Source organism: Lacrimispora struthionigena (assembly GCF_048627165.1).
GTDB lineage: Bacteria > Bacillota > Clostridia > Lachnospirales > Lachnospiraceae > Lacrimispora.
Map to the genome: position 1 here is coordinate 821,527 of NZ_JBMBWP010000001.1, position 17,826 is coordinate 839,352.

Sequence of the window (17,826 nt, forward strand, 5' to 3'; positions counted from 1 at the left end):
AGGAAACCCGGACAGGAAGGCAGTCTTTGCATTCCTTTGTTTTGTGTACCTGTTTAGCCCATGAAGATACAAAACTGACTGACAGGATTTTAGACCTGTAAGACTGGGATTTGTAGTCTTGCAGGTCTTTTTTGTGTATCAGAACTGGTCTGACTGATCGCTCCATGAATCTTTTATCATTTAAAAAAGATAAGACAGGAGAATAACATGAATCACACATTTCAAATATTAGAATTTAACCGGATTATAGAGAAACTGGAAGAACTGGCACTTACAGAAGGCGCAAAAGAGCGGATCAGGAATTTAACTCCTGAGTTAAAAGAAGCAGAAGTAAGGAAAAATCTCCGGGATACCACACAGGCAAGAATGATCCTGGACCGAATGGGTCAGCCTCCCGCAGTAGCCATGAACGGTATGACAGCTATTTTTCAATCAGTGATGCAGGAGGGCATTCTGATGCCAGAGGATCTGGAATCAGTGGGAACTATGCTTACAGGCGTAAAACGGTATAAGGATTTCTTGAACCGATGCAAATATTTAGAGCTGAGCCTTGCCTATTATGAAGAAAACTTAGATCCCCTGGAGAGTCTGGCAAAGGAACTGTTTGAAAGCATCAGAAACAAACGGGTGGATGACTCAGCCAGCAAGTATTTAAGAAACGTCCGTCAGGAAATCGTACGAATGGAAGAGAAACTGAGGACCAAGGCGGAATCCATGCTGAGAACCAATAAAAAGTTCTTTTCAGATTCATATATCACCATCAGAAACGGCAAAGTATGTCTCCCAGTGAAAAAGGAGTATAAGCCGGCAGTACCAGGCAGTGTGATCGACCAGTCCTCCACCGGTTCCACACTATTTATAGAGCCCTCTGCCATCGCTGCGTTAAATGGAGAGCTGGAGAGTTTAAGAATCGAAGAGGAGAATGAAACCAGGAGAATTCTTTATACCCTTACTGCTCAGGTAGAAGAGCAGCTGCCGGTCCTCACAGAGAATAGGAAGGTCCTGGAAAAACTGGATTTTCTTTTTGCCAAGGGAAAGCTCAGTGCAGATATGAAGGGAGTGGAGCCGGAGATTTCCACAGAGCGTATCATACAGATCACTGAGGGGCGCCACCCGTTTATGAATCCGGAACAGGTAGTTCCTTTAAACTTTGAACTTGGGAAAAACGGAAGAGGAATTGTCATAACTGGACCAAATACAGGAGGCAAGACTGTCTCCATTAAGACCGTAGGTCTGTTCTCCCTCATGGCTCAGTGCGGACTTCATATCCCATGCAAAGAAGGTCAGATCAGCCTGTTTAACCAGGTGCTCTGTGACATCGGAGACGGACAGAATATTACAGAAAACTTATCCACATTTTCCTCCCACATTGTAAATGTACTGGATATTCTTAGTAAGGCAGACCGGGAAAGCCTTGTCATACTGGATGAGCTGGGTTCCGGAACAGATCCTGCAGAAGGTATGGGAATCGCCATCTCCATACTGGAGGAATTAAGAAGATGCGGCTGTCTGTTTTTAGCCACCACTCATTATCCGGAAGTAAAAACCTACGCAAAAGAAGCGGAGGGAATCACCAATGCCCGCATGGCATTTGACCGGGAATCCTTAAGACCGTTGTACAGACTGGAAATCGGAGAAGCAGGAGAAAGCTGTGCGCTTTATATTGCAGGCAGACTGGGAATGCCGGAGCGTATGATCAGACGGGCTGAGCAGTATGCCTACGGGTTACCGGAGACAGAATCAGAGTCTGGAAATTACGGAGAAGCAGAGAAAAGACCGGGTAGTCCCAGAATTGAAAAAATAAAGAAAGTAACAGAGAATCAGATCGCAATGCAGACAAAATTCACTCTTGGAGACAGTGTGATGACTCTACCAGACAAGAAAATAGGGATTGTCTGCACCACGGTCAATGATAAAGGCGTAGTACGGGTTCAGATGCCGGATAAAAAAATCTGGATTAACCATAAACGGCTGAAACTTTTGGTTTCGGCAGAACAGCTGTACCCGGAAGATTATGATTTTTCCATTCTGTTTGATACCGTGGAAAACAGGAAAGCAAGACATAAGATGGAAAAGGGATATCAGGAAGGTCTGGAGATCCGAAAAGCTGCGGATGAGACCCTCCCTAAGTTATGATTTCAGCATGGTTTTGGGGGATCGCAGGGTTTCTTGCGGTCCTCTTCACAGACTCTGTATTCGTATGGCAGCTCAAACGGATCATCGTTTAGTTCGGCGAGAATCAGGCGGAAAATCTGTACATGGCATAATTCATCTGCTATAATCCGGTTTAAGATGGCTTTGATGCGGAAGTCGTTAATCCACAGGCACTGCTGCTGGTATTTCCTGATTGCCTCCAGTTCGCCGTTTAAGGAATTGGCGACAAGAGCGCTGATATTGGTGGGATAACGGTTGCAGGCAGGAGTCCAGTATCTCATGCGGCCGTTTTGCCAGCTCCAGAGCCGTGGATCTGCTCCCAGCATAATACAAAGCTCACCGAAAATATTGAGATGGTGCATTTCTACTACACTGATTCTGTGAAAACATTCTGCAATATCGTAAAAATACCGTTTCGTAATCATGCTGTTGTAGACGTATAAGCTGATTGCGGACATTTCCGAATTACAGGCACCGATGTTGGAAAGCATGGCTGTGGCATAAAGTTCATTAGCAGTTACGATTTCAACATCAGGCCAGGGGGATTTGTCAGAAAAAACAAGTGCGGAAAGATCCATTTCTTACCTCCCATAGAGTAGTTCTATTTAAATATATCATCAGACAGAGGGAGTATGACTGAAATAAGCAAAGGAAAAAGAGAGGCAGTGATTGTATGAAGGACGAAAGAACGTTAAAAAAAGAACTGGAAGAATTTGTGCCCTTAAATAAACAGGAGGAAGCGGACAAAAAGCTGATTCTTAAATGCTTATCTGAAGGAGATCGTATTTTCTTCCGGGAAAATGAGGAAGCTCATATCTCTGCTTCCGGCTGGGTGGTAAACCAGACCATGGACCGTGTTTTAATGGCATATCATAATATTTATCATTCCTGGGCGTGGACCGGTGGTCACGCAGACGGGGAAAAGGACCTTTTGTCTGTTGCCATGAGAGAAGCCAGGGAAGAAACAGGAATTAAAACAGTGACACCGGTAATGGACCAGATATTTTCTCTTGAAGTTTTAACCGTAGATGGTCACGAAAAGAAGGGGTTATACGTCCCTTCCCATCTGCATTTAAACGTGACTTATTTACTGAAAGGTGATGACAGGGAGGAGATCAGAAATAAAGAAGACGAGAACAGTAAAGTGGGCTGGTTTTCATTAAATGACTGTCTGGAAGCGGTAAATGAGCCCTGGATGAAAGAACGTATTTACAAAAAGCTGATAGAAAAGATGGAAAAACTGAAAATTTAACAGAAAATTGGCATTTATTTTATGATTAGCTGTTTCTATTTTGGAGATTATGATTTATAATAATGGTATCTGAATGGATGAAGTTTTGCCAAATAAGACAGCGAGGTGTTAGATATGAAAATTGTTTATGCAATCGTCAGTTCCGATGATGGAAACCGGGTGACCGACGTTCTGAATGAGCACCAGTTCAGTGTCACAAAACTTGCCACAACAGGCGGTTTCTTAAAAAAAGGCAACTCAACATTGATGATCGGTACTGATGACGGACAGGTAGAAGAAGTCATTAATCTGATCAAGGATACCTGCGGAAAGCGCCAGAAAATTACATGCAACGTTCCTGCACCGAATATCGCGTCCGTTTCGGCGGGATATATGATGATGCCCATGACAGTCGAACTAGGCGGGGCTACCATATTTGTTACAGATGTAGAGCGTTTTGAGAAAATTTGATGTAGTGACAAAGGGATTGCACAGCAATCCCTTTTCGTAACAGGAGGAATGAATATGTCAGAAACCAAACGAGTATTTATCATTGTACTGGACAGTTTCGGAATCGGCGAAGCTCCCGATGCGGCTAAGTTCCACGATGAGGGAAGCAACACCCTTGGATCAATCGCAAAAGCAGAGGAGTTTGATACGCCGAACTTAAAAAAACTTGGTATGTTTAATATTGACGGTGTAACAGCCGGTGAGAAAGAGAAAGAACCAGCAGGCTCCTATGGAAGAATGACCGAGCGGTCCCAGGGTAAGGATACCACCATTGGCCACTGGGAGATTGCAGGAATTATTTCCGAGGAGCCTCTTCCAACCTATCCGGAAGGCTTCCCTGATGAGATTTTAGATGAATTTAAGAAGCAGACAGGAAGAGGAATTCTCTGTAATAAACCTTATTCCGGCACAGATGTAATCCGGGATTTTGGAAAACAGCATGTAGAGACAGGAGATTTAATTGTTTATACTTCTGCAGACAGTGTATTTCAGATCGCTGCCCATGAGGAAGTGGTGCCGTTGGAAGAACTGTACCGTTACTGCAGGATCGCCAGAGAAATTTTAACAGGAAAACACGGTGTAGGCAGAGTGATTGCCAGACCTTTTGCCGGCGAATATCCTGATTATAAAAGAACGCCCCACCGCCATGACTTTTCCCTTCTTCCGCCAGCAAAAACCATGCTTGACTGTCTGAATGAAGCAGGTCTTGATACCATCGGAGTGGGAAAAATTTACGATATTTTTGCGGGAAAAAGCATTCAGAAAACCACATCCATCATTAACAATAACGATGGTATGATTCAGACCTTAAAAGCACAGCAGGATGATTTCCATGGCCTTTGCTTTGTCAATCTGGTGGATTTTGATATGGTTTACGGTCATCGTAACGACGTAAAGGGCTATGCAAGAGCAGCCACTGAATTTGATGTTCAGCTTGGCCAGTTTATGGAAGCCATGAGACCGGATGATGTTTTAATTATTACAGCGGATCATGGCTGTGATCCTGGAACTCCAAGCACCGATCATTCCAGAGAATATACCCCTATGTTAATATACGGACAGGGAATTAAAGCCGGAGTTTCCATTGGAACAAGAGATACCTTTGCTGATATCGCAGCGACGGTACTGGATTTGTTCGGATTAAAGGGTGAGATTGCAGGAACCAGCTTTTTAGGTGAAGTAGCAAAATAACAGGAGGTGTTTGATTGAAGCTGAATGATACGACGGTCAGGCTGCTGAAAGAGGAAGCTTATCGTGCACAGAAAAGGGCTTATGTTCCTTATTCCGGTTTTATGGTAGGTGCTGCACTTCTTGCGAAGAACGGAACTGTGTATCTTGGGTGCAACATCGAGAATGCATCTTTTTCACCCACCAACTGTGCGGAGCGCACGGCATTTTTTAAAGCAGTATCTGAGGGCGTGACGGAATTTGATGCCATTGCCATTGTAGGAAATAAAAAGGGGGAAAAGGGAGGCATCTGCGCTCCCTGCGGAGTCTGTCGTCAGGTAATGGCAGAATTTTGTGACCCGGAAGAATTCCAGATAATCCTGGCAGCAGAAGATGAGACTGTTATTTATACATTAAAAGAACTGCTTCCCCTGGGATTTACAAAGAAGGATTTAAATTCCGACTGAAAAAATGAGGGAGGTTTTAAGTAATATGAGGATGTATGATTTAATTGCAAAAAAGCGTAATGGTGAAACTCTGACAGAGGAAGAGATCCGTTCCATGATAGATGGCTATGTAATCGGAGAGATCCCTGACTATCAGATGTCAGCCATGCTGATGGCAATTTATTTTAAAGGGATGAGCGATACGGAAACAGCAATCCTTACGGATGCAGTGGCTCATTCCGGCGATATGGTGGATTTAACTCCCATTCAGGGGATCAAGGTGGATAAGCACTCCACTGGTGGTGTTGGTGATAAAACCACTCTGGTGGTGGCTCCCATTGTAGCGGCCTGCGGCGTTAAGGTGGCAAAGATGTCCGGCAGAGGACTTGGCCATACAGGCGGGACTGTGGATAAGCTGGAATCCATTCCGGGCATGAGAACTACACTGACGGAGGAAGAATTTTTCGAAGTTGTCAATACCACAGGTTTGTCTGTCATCGGACAGTCTGGCAATCTGGCACCTGGAGATAAAAAGCTGTACGCCCTCAGAGATGTGACTGCAACCGTGGAAAGCATTCCACTGATTGCGGCCTCCATTATGAGCAAGAAGCTGGCAGCAGGAAGTGACTGTATCCTTCTTGATGTAAAAACCGGAAGCGGTGCATTTATGAAGACGCTTCAGGACTCTGTCACTCTGGCAGAGAAGATGGTGGCAATCGGAGAACATGCAGGAAAGAAGACCATGGCTCTCATTACCAATATGGATATTCCGCTGGGCAATTTAATCGGCAACAGCCTGGAGGTAATAGAAGCAGTAGAAACCTTAAAGGGCAGAGGACCAAAGGATCTGACGGAGGTATGCTTAAATCTGGCTTCCGGAATGCTCTGGCTGGCTGGTAAGGGAACCGCAGAAGAATGTTTTGCCTTGGCAGAGAAAGCCATAGCGGACGGAAGTGCCTTAAACCGACTGGCAGCCATGGTAAAGGCACAGGGCGGAGATCCATCTGTGATCTTGGATCCCTCTCTCTTTGCAAAAGCGCCTTATGAAAGAGAAGTTAAGGCTGTGAAGAAGGGATATCTGGTGCATATGAACACGGAGCAGTGCGGAATTGCTTCATCCATGCTGGGAGCAGGAAGAGTTACCAAGGAAAGTCTCATCGATTATACAGCTGGTATTGCTCTGAAGAAAAAGGTGGGTCAGGAAGTGGAGGAAGGTGAAACCATTGCCGTGCTCTACACCTCAACGCAGGAATTATTTGATGCCGCAGAAGAGGAATTCTTAAAAGCAGTCACCATTGCCGATGGCAAACCGGAGGAAGAGCCTCTGATTTATGCCAGAGTCACCAGAGAAGGCGTGAAGAACCTGATAGGATAGAAAGGATAAAACAATGACCGATTTAGAAATGTTAAGTTATGTAGATCATACCCAGTTAAAAGCATTTGCCACATGGGAAGATATTGAAGAACTGTGCAAGGAGGCGGTGGAATATAAAACAGCGACTGTCTGCATTCCCCCCTGCTATATCAGCCGGGTACACAAGGAATTCCCTACGCTTGCAATTTGTACCGTAGTCGGATTTCCTCTTGGATATTCCGTAACAGAATCCAAGGTTTTGGAGACGAAAAAGGCCATTGAAGACGGAGCTGTAGAGGTTGACATGGTAGTCAATATCAGTGATGTGAAGAATGGCGATTATAAGAAGGTAGAAGAAGAGATAGCAGAACTGAAGAAAGCCGCTGGCGATCAGGTTTTAAAAGTGATTATAGAAGCGTGCTATTTAACAGAGGAAGAAAAGATTGCCATGTGCAAGGCTGTGACTGCAGCTGGAGCCGATTATATCAAGACTTCCACCGGATTTGGAACTGGCGGAGCGACTTTGGAAGATATTGAGTTATTTAAAAAGCACATCGGACCAGATGTAAAGATTAAAGCAGCCGGTGGTGTCCGGACGCTGGAAGATTTAAGAGCCTTTATTGAGGCAGGATGTCATCGCGTGGGAGCAAGTGCAGCTGTAAAGCTGGCAGCCCAGAAGAAATAGAGAATCGTGAATAGGAGAAGCACCCAAAACTATCTGACAGTAAAAAAATACAGACAGTTTTGGGTGCTTATTTTCTGATAAATTAGTGAAATGCACAAATAACGCAGGGGGTACCCTTGGTTATATTTCACAAAAATAGGGGTAAATTCAAAAAACACTGACAAAATACTTGAAAAAGTGTTACACTAGTAGTATAGCGTTTGAATTTTTATTGTAACAGTGTGTTGGTATTCTGACAGGAGGAATGAATGATGTTTCAGGTAAATGATTTAGTAGTATTCGGCAGCCATGGGATCTGTGAGGTAAAGGAAATCGGGAATCTGCGTATGTATGAGGCAGATGAGGAGAGGACCTATTACACCTTGAAGCCTCTTTACGAGGAGCACCAAAGTGCCGTTTACACACCTGTTGATAACCGAAAAACAGCTATCAGAGCCGCTGCTACCAGGGAGGAAGCAATGGATCTCATCGATCAGATCCCCAGCATTGAAGCAATCTGGGTGTTGGATGAAAGAGAACGGGAATGCATTTTTAAAGCCATCATGCTAAAATGTGAATGTGCCGGCTGGATGCAGATTGTAAAGACACTGTATTTGAAAAAAAGAAAGAGACTTGCAGAAGGCAAAAAGAACACTGCAAAGGATGATTTCTATTTTAATAAGGCAGAGGATCTTTTATATGGTGAGCTGGCAGCAGCTTTGGAAGTGGATAAAGATGGAATAAAGGATATGGTAATGAGCCGTGTCTTTACAGATGTAACAAATTAAAGAGCGTCCTCCCGTTTGACTGGGAGGACGTTTTCATTTTATTCGCCCAATGATTTTCTCAAATCTATAACATAGGTTTCTTGTTGTTTTTTAAGATATGACTTTACAAATAAATTCATAATGGGATTTGAGACTTCAATTTCTTCTGTAAATTCAATCTTTGTGCCAGATCCGTCTTTTGAAAAAATCCCAGTCCAATGTCCGTTCATATTCTTGTTTTTCATATCAAATTCATAGCGTTCATATGGATTTTTCAACGTAATGGTAAATTTAGTTTCAAATCCACCTTTCGTAAATTCAGTAAAGTTATTGCCATCATCAGATACTTCTATTCTTACTACATCACTACGCCAGGCATACGCTGTATTGTCAGTAACAATGTTCCAGACGGTTTCGATAGGATTACAAAAATTTGCTATCATAGTAGACTTCTTTATCTTTTCCACCTTCTTGTTATAAAAATTCACTTCTTAAAAAGTTTACCATAGAGATGAAATGGATACAAGCAAATCATTTGTTACCATTGTCAAAACTGAAAGATTCCAGGGGAGGGGTTTGGGATCTGTCTTGTCCTTTTTTATGAACCCATACCCTTAACAATGCAGACAAATAAAAAGTACATGGAAAATATAGCATTATTTAGCATTCCTTGTACAAAGTTGGATTAAATTTGACATTCCTATCATATAATATTACAAAATATGTTTTTTAGAACATACCACAATGGAAAAATGCCGTTTCATATACTTATGCAGTAACGCGGCATTTTATCCTTATTATGGGAAAATATTATGAGAGGAGAAATGTGTATGTATGAAAAAAAGAAAAAGATCTAGGATACCGTCACGGACATTATACTGTTTTCAAAAACGAGTACTGGCATTTTTGCTTGCTGCGGCCATGATTCTGGCCAATGTAGGTGCAGACACAAATCAGGTGTATGCAGCCAGTTCATCGGAGTCCGTTACTTTCTCAATGGGGGGATCGCAGCTTATTAAAGCCATTGAAGATGCGATTGTCAATGGGGATGAGGTGACAGCAGAGGATCTGGATTTCACTAATGGTAAGATTGCGGAATTTAAGGAACTCTTTTTTGGAAAAGGTAAGATTTACGAAGCCTTTCCTGAAGTTGAGGGCGAAGGTATGGATGCACAGTTACGTGTGTTTGTCCGCATACCGGAAAATGCTGATGACATGTATATGGTAACCGGCGATGAAGAAATTGTTTTCTTGTACGTAAATAACGGAGAAAATACCATTAGCTGTTCCACAGAAATTACCAGGATGGATGACGGCGCCGAAAAGGTAAAAAAGACCAACCGCATTACGGTAAGGAGTTATGAATCAGCATTTGGTAAAGAGGAAGTAAATGTTGTTACAAAGCCAGAACAACCAACTGTAACCGGAGAAACAAAGGTTCCGGAAACAGCGACTCCTGCAGAAGCTGGGAAAGTAGTTGAGACTGCACCTGTAAAGGAAACTACGGCAGCAGAAGAGACTGTATCAGCACCGGAGGAGGTCACATCAGCGCCGGAGGAAACCACAATAGCCCCACCGGAAATCCCTGCACAACTGCCAGAGGAGACCATAGCTGATCCGGCAGAAAGCCAGACTGAGTCTCCGGCAGAGGAAACAGTCAAAGAAGCAGCTGAGCCGGAAGAGATTACGGTTCCTGAGAGCAAAGTCTCTGAGCCAGTGGCTTCTATTATTCGCCACAATGCACCGATAGTTGCTGTCAAAGAAAATGGTGAGGCAACAAAAGCTTCAGAAGTCAGTGAGGAGACAGCAGCTGTTGATCCGGAGAATGTGAGAGAATCAAAGGAAACAGAGGCGTCAACCAAGGCTGAAATGACACAGGCCGAGACAACACAGGTCGAGACAACACAGGTCGAGACAACACAGGGCGAGACAAAACAGGTTGAGACAACACAGGCTGAGTCCCAAAAGGCTGAATCAACCCAGGCGGAAACGTCTCAGATTGAAACCACCCAGGCGGAAACCACCCAGGCTCCTGCAGAGAGCCAGACTTCATCTGCTGGTAAGAACACAGCAGGGGGTACGACCAATACAACTACCGGAACGGCTTCTCCATCAGAAAGCAAGCCGATACCAGAGACGCCACCCTCAGAAACTAAGGCATCTCCAGCCGGAACAGCCGATTTGGTGGGAATGGGATACTGCTCCACGGCTAAGGCATATACGGTTACAATCAATCAGTTAAAAGCCCTGGAAGACTATGATGGCTATAAGATCTCATATACAATTAATCCGGAAGCCAGTGCCCGTATCATCGAAGGGCCAAGAGGAGTTGAGGAAGGTCAGGAGCTGACCTTTGGGGTTAAGAATCAGATTGGATATGCAATTGAGAGTGTAACGGCGAACGGACAAATATTAAATTCTGATTCTGCAACAGACAATACGGATGGTTCACAGACCACCTGGTATTCGGTTCCAGAGATATATGAGGATCAGGAAGTAGAAGTTCATATGACTGAGACTGGAGAACATCCGGAATTTTCTTCCCAACTTGTTATGGAAGATGGAACTATTATTCGTTTGCATGCACCGGAGGGGGTATTACCCTCAGGCGTAAAAGCATCAGCAGTCGTTGTTAGCGGTATTGGGGCGGCAGTAAAAGAGAAGGTTGAGGCTCAGTCAAAAGAGGATGGAGAGGCGAAAGAAGTAATCAGCTCTTTATCTTATAACATTGATCTTCTTGACCGCAATGGCAACAAACTGGATAATCAGATCTGGAATGGTTCTGTTCAAGTGACGTTTTCCGGAACTCCAATGGAGAATCACAGCAAGGAAGCGAATACGGTTGAGGTAGTTTATGTTGCCACAACTAAGGAAGATGAACCACAGGCGAAGGTGACAGCGGCAGATGTGTCTTCTGTGGAGCCCGTTTCAGAGGAATTAAATGTACTGGAAAATAAGGGAATTAAAGAAATTTCGTTTGAAGCGGAGCATTTTTCAACTTATACAATCGTATTCGGAAAGTATTATGGTCAAACTGTTCTGCTAAATATTGTTAAATACGACAATGGAATAGCAGTGCCGATTGGAACAAATTCTGCCCGCCGCGAAGCTTTAGATACTAATACAACTGTATCTATAAAAGATATTGCACCTGACGTAAACGGATACACTTTTGAAAAAGCTACAATTGGAAGCGACTACATGAGAGGGGAGGTAGTCCAGTCTCTCGAATATGGCGGGTTTATCTGGTACAGTTTAATGTATGAAAACTCATCATCTAAGTGGAAAGAAGTAGACAACAATGATATCTATTTATGGTATTCCCAGAAGGGTATCACAGTCCAGTTTGATCCCAATGGTGGTAAGGGAACGGCACCCACTAAGAATGTAAAAGCAGGAGAAGTGATTGATTTACCAGATGGCACCAACTTTACGAGAGCCAATTACCGGTTTATGGGCTGGAGTGAGTCGCCAGACGGAGGTAAAATAACTGCCAAGGGCAATGCAGGGTATAATGAAGTTTATACAGAGACATTCACAATAAAAGAGAATGAACCTGCTAAGACTAAAACCTTATATGCGGTTTGGGCACAGGATAAAGGGGATGCAAAAGGACGATTATGGGTCGCAGTTTTAAAAGATGGCGGAGATTTGCCGTCAGAACCGAGAAACCAGGCGAACCGCGACTATGAATTCATTTATAAAGATAGCGGGTCATCATATAAAACCATAGGATATGGTGATAATCTGTTAAACTATATCAACCCTTTAATAACAGTAACTGGAAAAGACAATGTTCAGGCAAATTTAAATGATAAGTTTTATCAGGTTGTTGATGACTGGGAATCAAATCATCTTAAAAGTAATGAGTATATCGAATGGTATGTAATAAAATATGAATCATCAGCTTGTGGAACGGAAGGCTGGCATGTAGATGGTATCATTAGAAATAATAAGAGCTTTTACGTCGACTATGCCGGAAATGGTAACACTGGCGGCTTAACTCCAGATGGTCAAAAGTATACACTGAACACGAATGTTACTGTAGCAATGGCAGGCGGATATGAAGGTGGAAACTGGATTCCATTAAAGAAAGAAGGATATGTATTTAATGGATGGAATACCAGGTCTGATGGAAGCGGTGTAGCTTTTGATGAAGGAAATTCATTTAATCTTACACAGGAATTTATCATTGCAAATCATTCTGCAGCGGCAAACACAGTAACTTTATATGCACAATGGAAATTAAAAAACAGTGTCCAGATTAATTATCGGGCAGTGGGCGGTGGAAATGTATCTCCTTCCAGTGAAAATTTAAACCCGGACATTGGAAATTCAAAAGGTGCTGCTGCATCTCCAAACAGGGGATACAAACTTAGTGGCTGGTATCGTGATGCAGGGTGCAAGGATCTTATATCTACTTCCGTTAATTTCAAACCGGAACGACCGGTTGGCGGCTGGGTAAATGATACAACTTTTTATGCAAAGTTTGAGGTTGATAACGCTCAGACGTTCAGCTATCAAGTAAATTACTATATCAAAGATACCGAAAAAGAGGTACCAGGACTTAATGCCATAACAGGAAGCAGACCCATAGGAGAGTATAAGTGGAAAAATGATGCTAAGACAGCAACCGGTTATAAACTGGCGGCGGGGCAGCCGGAAAGCATGATAGTTACAGCAGCTGGTCCAAATATAGTAAATGTCTATTATGAAGTAGATGAGGATCAGAAACTTAATTACACGATTAAGTATTTTTATAATAATAAAGAAGATCGTGGAGCTGAGGTAAACTTAAAGATATTAGTAGCCGATCCAATTGTAAAACAAGTACCATTAAAGGAGAAGGCTGGATACAAATTATCAGTTACGAATCCAGCACTACCAACCGCCATCACCACTGTAAATAATACAATAAGCGTTTATTATGTTCCAGACCAGGTTAGTTATGTTGTGAACCTGTATTATCAGGTAAACGGAGAGTACGCCAAGGAGCCAACCTTTTCGGATACCAGAAGTGGTTTGACGGAATCTAAGGCTGAGGTGACTGATGCTGATAGAAAATCAAAGAAAACAGGATATGTGTTTGATGAATCAGCCAAAGAAAATGTGCTAAGTGGAACCGTCGCTGGAGATGGGAGTCTGGTGCTTAAGGCCTACTTCAAACAGCAATTCACAGTCACTTATGCTCCAGGAACCCAGGGGAATTTTGAGATTCAGAAAGCGGAAGACCTGGAATACAACGCAACAACTCCAAAATTTAACGGAACGCCTGCAGGTAAGCCAGGGTATGAATTTACAGGTTGGAGTCCAACTGTTGAACCGGCTGTCAAAGCAGACGCCATATATGTGGCACAATGGAAATTAAAAGAAGATATTAAAATTAATTTCCAACCAGTTGGACCTGGTTCTGTATCTCCTATGAGCGAAAATTTAAACCCAGACATTGGAGTTTCTAAAGGTTCTACTGCAACCGCAAACAAGGGTTATAAACTTATTGGCTGGTATAGTGATAAAGAGTGTACGGTACCTGTATCCACTTCCGTTAAGTATACACCGGGGCGACCGGCAGGCGGCTGGATAAATGGCACCACTTTCTATGCAAATTTTGTAGTTGATGAAGCGCAGAAGTTCAGCTATCAGGTAAATTACTATATCAAAGGTACTGAAAAAGAGGTGCCAGGACTTAATGCCAGGACAGGAAGCAAACCCATAGGAAAGTTTATGTGGACCAATGAGTCAAAGACAGCAACCGGTTATAAACTGGTGGCTGGGCAGCCGGATAGCATGATGATTAAAGCAGATGATCCAAATACAGTAAATGTGTATTATGAAATAGATAAGGATCAGAAACTTAATTACAAAGTTAAATATTTTTATAACAATAAAGAGGATGGTGCAGCAGAGGAAAACCTAAAAATATTAGTAGCCGATCCAATTGTAAAACAAGTACCATTAAAGGATAAGGTTGGATATAAATTGTCAGATAGGCCATATAATCCAGGTCTGCCAACTACCATTACCACTAAAAATAATACAATAAACGTTTATTATGTTCCTGTTGAGGTTAAATACGTTGTAAACTTATATTATCAGGTAGATGGAAAGTATGTGAAAGAGCCCGCCTATTCGTATATTAAAAGCGGTCTGACGGAATCTAAGGCTGAGGTGACGGCTGATGACAGGAAAACAAAAAGGCCAGGATATGTGTTTGATGAATCATACAAAGATAATGTGCTGTCTGGAACTGTAGCTGGAAATGGAAGTCTGGTGCTTAAGGCTTACTTCAAACAGCAGTTCACAGTCACTTATGCTCCAGGAACCCAGGGCAACTTTGTGATTCAAAAAGCGGAAGGTCTGGATTACAACGCGAATACTCCTATATTTAACGGAATTCCAACAGGTAAGCCAGGATATGAATTTGCAGGTTGGAGCCCGACAATTAAACCTTTTGTTAAAGCAGACACCATATATGTGGCACAATGGAGGTTAAAAGGAGATATTAAAATAAATTACCAGCCAGTTGGACCTGGTTCTGTATCTCCTGTGAGCGAAAATTTAAACCCAGACATTGGAGATTCTAAAGGTTCTACTGCAACCGCAAACAAGGGTTATAAACTTAGTGGCTGGTATAAAGATAAAGATTGTAAAGAACTTGTATCCACTTCCGGTAAGTATGCACCGGAGCGACCGGCTGGCGGCTGGGTAAACGGTACCACTTTCTATGCAAAATTTGTAGTTGATGAGGATCAGAAGTTCGGCTATCAGGTAAATTACTATATCAAAGATACTGAAAAAGAGGTACCGGGGCTTAAAGCCATGACAGGAACAAGATCTATAGGACCGTTCCAGTGGGCTAATGAGCCTAAGACAACAACAGGTTATAAGATAGTGGCTGGACAGCCGGACAATATGATAATTACAGTAGATGGTCCGAATACAGCGAATGTGTATTATGAAGTAGATAAGGATCAGAAACTGGATTACAAGGTTAAATATTTTTATAATAATAAAGAGGATGGTGTAGCAGAGGAAAACCTAAAAGTATTAGTAGCTGAATCGACTGTAAATCAAGTACCATTAAAGGGTAAGGTTGGCTATGAATTGTCAACTGCACCATATAATCCAGAACTACCTGCGATTATAACAAGAGAAAACAATGTAATTAATGTTTATTATGTTCCAGCACAGGTAGATTATGCTGTAAATCTGTATTATCAGGTAAATGGAAAGTATGATAAGGAGCCAACCTATTTATTTAGCAGAAGCGGCTATACGGAATCTAAGGCTGAGGTATCGGCAGATGACAGGATACCAAAGGATCCAGGATATGTGTTTGATGAATCAGCCAAAGAAAATGTGTTGGATGGAGTGGTAGCTGGAAATGGAAGCCTGGTGCTTAAGGCTTACTTTAAACAGCAGTTCACAGTCACTTATGATCCAGGAACCCAAGGCAACTTTAATATTCAGAAAGCGGCTGGCCTGGATTATAATGCAACAACACCGGGATTTAGCGGAACGCCAGCAGGTAAGCCGGGATATGAATTTACAGGTTGGAATCCAGAAATTGAATCTGTTGTCAACGCGGACACCACATATGTGGCACAATGGAAATTAAAAGATGATATTAAAATTAATTACAAGTCAGTTGGGGCAGGCTATGTGTCTCCAGCCAGTGAGAATTTAAATCCAGACATTGGGGATTCTAAAGGTTCTACAGCAACCCCCAATAAAGGATATAAATTTAGCGGGTGGTATGAAGATGAAGCGTGTACTAAAATTTTATCTGATTCCGCTGAGTATAAACCGGAACGTCCAGCAACCAGCTGGGTAAACGGTGCCACTTTCTACGCCAAGTTTGATGTTGATGTGGACCAGAAATTCAGTTATAAGGTAAATTATTATATCAAAGATACTGAAAAAGAGGTACCAGGTCTTGATGCCAGGACAGGAAGCAGACCGATAGGAGTGTTTGAGTGGGTCAATGAGCCTACGACCACAACCGGGTATAAGCTGATGGCCGACCAGCCGGAAAGCATGTCAATTACAGCAGCAGGCCCCAACGAAAAAACAGTATATTATGAAGTAGATGAGAATCAGACCCTGAATTACAAAATCAAATATTTCTATAATAATACTGAGGATGCAGGGGCAGCAGAAGATCAAAAGGTATTGGTAGCTGATCCAACTGTAACTCAAGTACCATTAAAAGATAAGGTTGGCTATAAATTATCAGATAAACCATACAGTCCAGAACTGCCTACGGTTATAACCGGAGAAAACAATGTAATAAATGTTTATTATAATCCGGTGCAGGTTCATTATATGGTAGACCTGTATTATCAGGAAAATGGAGAATATGCAGAGCAGCCAACGTATTCGTATACCAGAGATGGGGATACGGAATCTAAGGCTGAGGTGACAGCTGACGACAGGCAAATAAAGAAACCAGGTTACGTGTTTGACGAAGGCAAAGAAAATGTATTGAGTGGAGCAATTGCCGGAGACGGAAGTCTGGTTCTTAAGATTTACTTCAAACAGCAGTTCACAGTCACTTATGATCCTGGTATCCAGGGAACCTTTAAGATTCAAAAAGCAGAAGGTCTGGATTACAACACAGTAACTCCAGAATATGATGGTACGCCTACAGGGAAGCCAGGATATGTATTCGCAGGCTGGAGTCCCAAGCTTGAACCTGTTGTTAAAACCGACAACACTTATGTAGCACAATGGATTTCTTCAACCAGCACAAAATATACAGTGGAATTCTATTACGAGAGTAAAGGAAAGTATCCGGAGAAGGCGAACAACTCTTCATTGAGAGCAGGAACAACGGATGCGCTGGCAGCCGTAACCGATTCTGATAAGACAGCATCAACCGGGTATATACTTGATTCAAATGCAGCCAATGTATTTGAGGCAGCAGTCAAAGGCGATGGCGGTATGGTTCTCCGGGTTTACTTTAAGCAGCAGTTTGCAATAACCTATAATCCAGGAGAGCATGGGTCATTTAATGCACAAACTAACACAGGTCTCAGCTATGGAGATGCGGTTCCTGCATTTGAAGGGCAGACTACAGCAAACGGTAACTACAGTTTTATTGGCTGGAATAAAGAAATCGCAAAGACTGTATCAGAAAATGTAGTTTATACAGCATTGTGGACTTACAACGGCGGTGGTAGCAGTGGCGGAAGCAGCGGAGGCAGCTCCGGAGGCGGCCCCAGAGCAACCGGTACCCGTCAGGCAGGAGGCCCTGGTGATACAACTGTTACCATTGAGCCAGTACCAGTTCCTTTAGCAGACCTGCCGGAACAAACCAACCTTGTGTCCATTGACGACGGCAACATCCCCTTAGCCGGACTTCCAAAGACTGGTGACAGGGCGCCTGTTCAGGGCGTTGCAGCAATTGTATCTGGAATCTTATTGGCAGCCTACCTGGCAATCAGCCATAGGCGCAGGGACGAAAGATAAGAGTAAGACCAAAGTAGCAGAAGGCTGCCTGGAAAGTCATTTTTTATTGGCTCTCCAGACAG

Annotated in this window: 11 protein-coding genes; 9 read left to right on the forward strand and 2 right to left on the reverse strand. The window is 42.9% G+C overall.

Annotated elements, in window-relative coordinates:
- Positions 1 to 207: 207 nt before the first annotated feature.
- The gene (locus ACOAOT_RS03785; RefSeq protein WP_420215761.1) at positions 208 to 2,136 is read left to right on the forward strand and encodes an endonuclease MutS2; all 1,929 of its coding nucleotides are present in this window, start codon (positions 208 to 210) and stop codon (positions 2,134 to 2,136) included.
- Between the two features lie 2 nt (positions 2,137 to 2,138).
- On the opposite strand, the gene ACOAOT_RS03790 is transcribed toward ACOAOT_RS03785, so the two are convergent.
- A complete protein-coding gene (locus ACOAOT_RS03790; protein ID WP_420215762.1) occupies positions 2,139 to 2,732 on the reverse strand; it encodes a ferritin-like domain-containing protein in 594 nt (197 codons plus the stop codon).
- A gap of 95 nt (positions 2,733 to 2,827) precedes the next feature.
- Here ACOAOT_RS03790 and ACOAOT_RS03795 point away from each other — a divergent pair, with 95 nt between their 5' ends.
- The 7 genes from ACOAOT_RS03795 to ACOAOT_RS03825 all read left to right on the forward strand — a co-directional run bounded on the left by ACOAOT_RS03795 (position 2,828) and on the right by ACOAOT_RS03825 (position 8,314).
- Positions 2,828 to 3,406, forward strand: a complete 579-nt coding sequence (locus ACOAOT_RS03795) for an NUDIX hydrolase (protein WP_420215763.1) — start codon at positions 2,828 to 2,830, stop codon at positions 3,404 to 3,406.
- 114 nt (positions 3,407 to 3,520) lie between these two features.
- Positions 3,521 to 3,856: a cyclic-di-AMP receptor gene (locus ACOAOT_RS03800; protein WP_277406626.1), complete on the forward strand. Its 336-nt coding sequence runs from the start codon at positions 3,521 to 3,523 to the stop codon at positions 3,854 to 3,856.
- 54 nt (positions 3,857 to 3,910) lie between these two features.
- Positions 3,911 to 5,086, forward strand: coding sequence for a phosphopentomutase (locus tag ACOAOT_RS03805; protein WP_420215764.1), 1,176 nt, complete (start codon positions 3,911 to 3,913; stop codon positions 5,084 to 5,086).
- A 20-nt stretch (positions 5,087 to 5,106) separates the two neighbouring features.
- On the forward strand, positions 5,107 to 5,529 hold the full coding sequence (locus ACOAOT_RS03810) for a cytidine deaminase (RefSeq protein ID WP_420216648.1): 423 nt from the start codon (positions 5,107 to 5,109) through the stop codon (positions 5,527 to 5,529).
- Positions 5,530 to 5,554: 25 nt separating this feature from the next.
- Complete coding sequence (locus ACOAOT_RS03815; RefSeq protein ID WP_420215765.1) at positions 5,555 to 6,883, forward strand: pyrimidine-nucleoside phosphorylase; 1,329 nt, start codon at positions 5,555 to 5,557, stop codon at positions 6,881 to 6,883.
- A gap of 13 nt (positions 6,884 to 6,896) precedes the next feature.
- On the forward strand, positions 6,897 to 7,547 hold the full coding sequence (gene deoC, locus ACOAOT_RS03820; protein ID WP_420215766.1) for a deoxyribose-phosphate aldolase: 651 nt from the start codon (positions 6,897 to 6,899) through the stop codon (positions 7,545 to 7,547).
- Positions 7,548 to 7,795: 248 nt separating this feature from the next.
- Positions 7,796 to 8,314, forward strand: coding sequence for a CarD family transcriptional regulator (locus ACOAOT_RS03825; RefSeq protein WP_420215767.1), 519 nt, complete (start codon positions 7,796 to 7,798; stop codon positions 8,312 to 8,314).
- 38 nt (positions 8,315 to 8,352) lie between these two features.
- Here ACOAOT_RS03825 and ACOAOT_RS03830 read toward each other — a convergent pair whose 3' ends face one another.
- The gene (locus tag ACOAOT_RS03830) at positions 8,353 to 8,736 is read right to left on the reverse strand and encodes an SRPBCC family protein (protein ID WP_420215768.1); all 384 of its coding nucleotides are present in this window, start codon (positions 8,734 to 8,736) and stop codon (positions 8,353 to 8,355) included.
- Positions 8,737 to 9,127: 391 nt separating this feature from the next.
- On the opposite strand from ACOAOT_RS03830, the gene ACOAOT_RS03835 reads away from it, so the two are divergent.
- The gene (locus ACOAOT_RS03835) at positions 9,128 to 17,764 is read left to right on the forward strand and encodes a doubled motif LPXTG anchor domain-containing protein (protein ID WP_420215769.1); all 8,637 of its coding nucleotides are present in this window, start codon (positions 9,128 to 9,130) and stop codon (positions 17,762 to 17,764) included.
- Positions 17,765 to 17,826: the final 62 nt, after the last annotated feature.

Bases quoted from the DNA above. Each gene is read 5' to 3' on its own strand.
- ACOAOT_RS03835 (WP_420215769.1), top strand. From the start codon at position 9,128: ATGAAAAAAAGAAAAAGATCTAGGATACCGTCACGGACATTATACTGT.
- ACOAOT_RS03795 (WP_420215763.1), top strand. From the start codon at position 2,828: ATGAAGGACGAAAGAACGTTAAAAAAAGAACTGGAAGAATTTGTGCCC.
- ACOAOT_RS03785 (WP_420215761.1), top strand. From the start codon at position 208: ATGAATCACACATTTCAAATATTAGAATTTAACCGGATTATAGAGAAA.
- deoC (WP_420215766.1), top strand. From the start codon at position 6,897: ATGACCGATTTAGAAATGTTAAGTTATGTAGATCATACCCAGTTAAAA.
- ACOAOT_RS03825 (WP_420215767.1), top strand. From the start codon at position 7,796: ATGATGTTTCAGGTAAATGATTTAGTAGTATTCGGCAGCCATGGGATC.
- ACOAOT_RS03805 (WP_420215764.1), top strand. From the start codon at position 3,911: ATGTCAGAAACCAAACGAGTATTTATCATTGTACTGGACAGTTTCGGA.
- ACOAOT_RS03790 (WP_420215762.1), bottom strand. From the start codon at position 2,732: ATGGATCTTTCCGCACTTGTTTTTTCTGACAAATCCCCCTGGCCTGAT.
- ACOAOT_RS03800 (WP_277406626.1), top strand. From the start codon at position 3,521: ATGAAAATTGTTTATGCAATCGTCAGTTCCGATGATGGAAACCGGGTG.
- ACOAOT_RS03815 (WP_420215765.1), top strand. From the start codon at position 5,555: ATGAGGATGTATGATTTAATTGCAAAAAAGCGTAATGGTGAAACTCTG.
- ACOAOT_RS03830 (WP_420215768.1), bottom strand. From the start codon at position 8,736: ATGATAGCAAATTTTTGTAATCCTATCGAAACCGTCTGGAACATTGTT.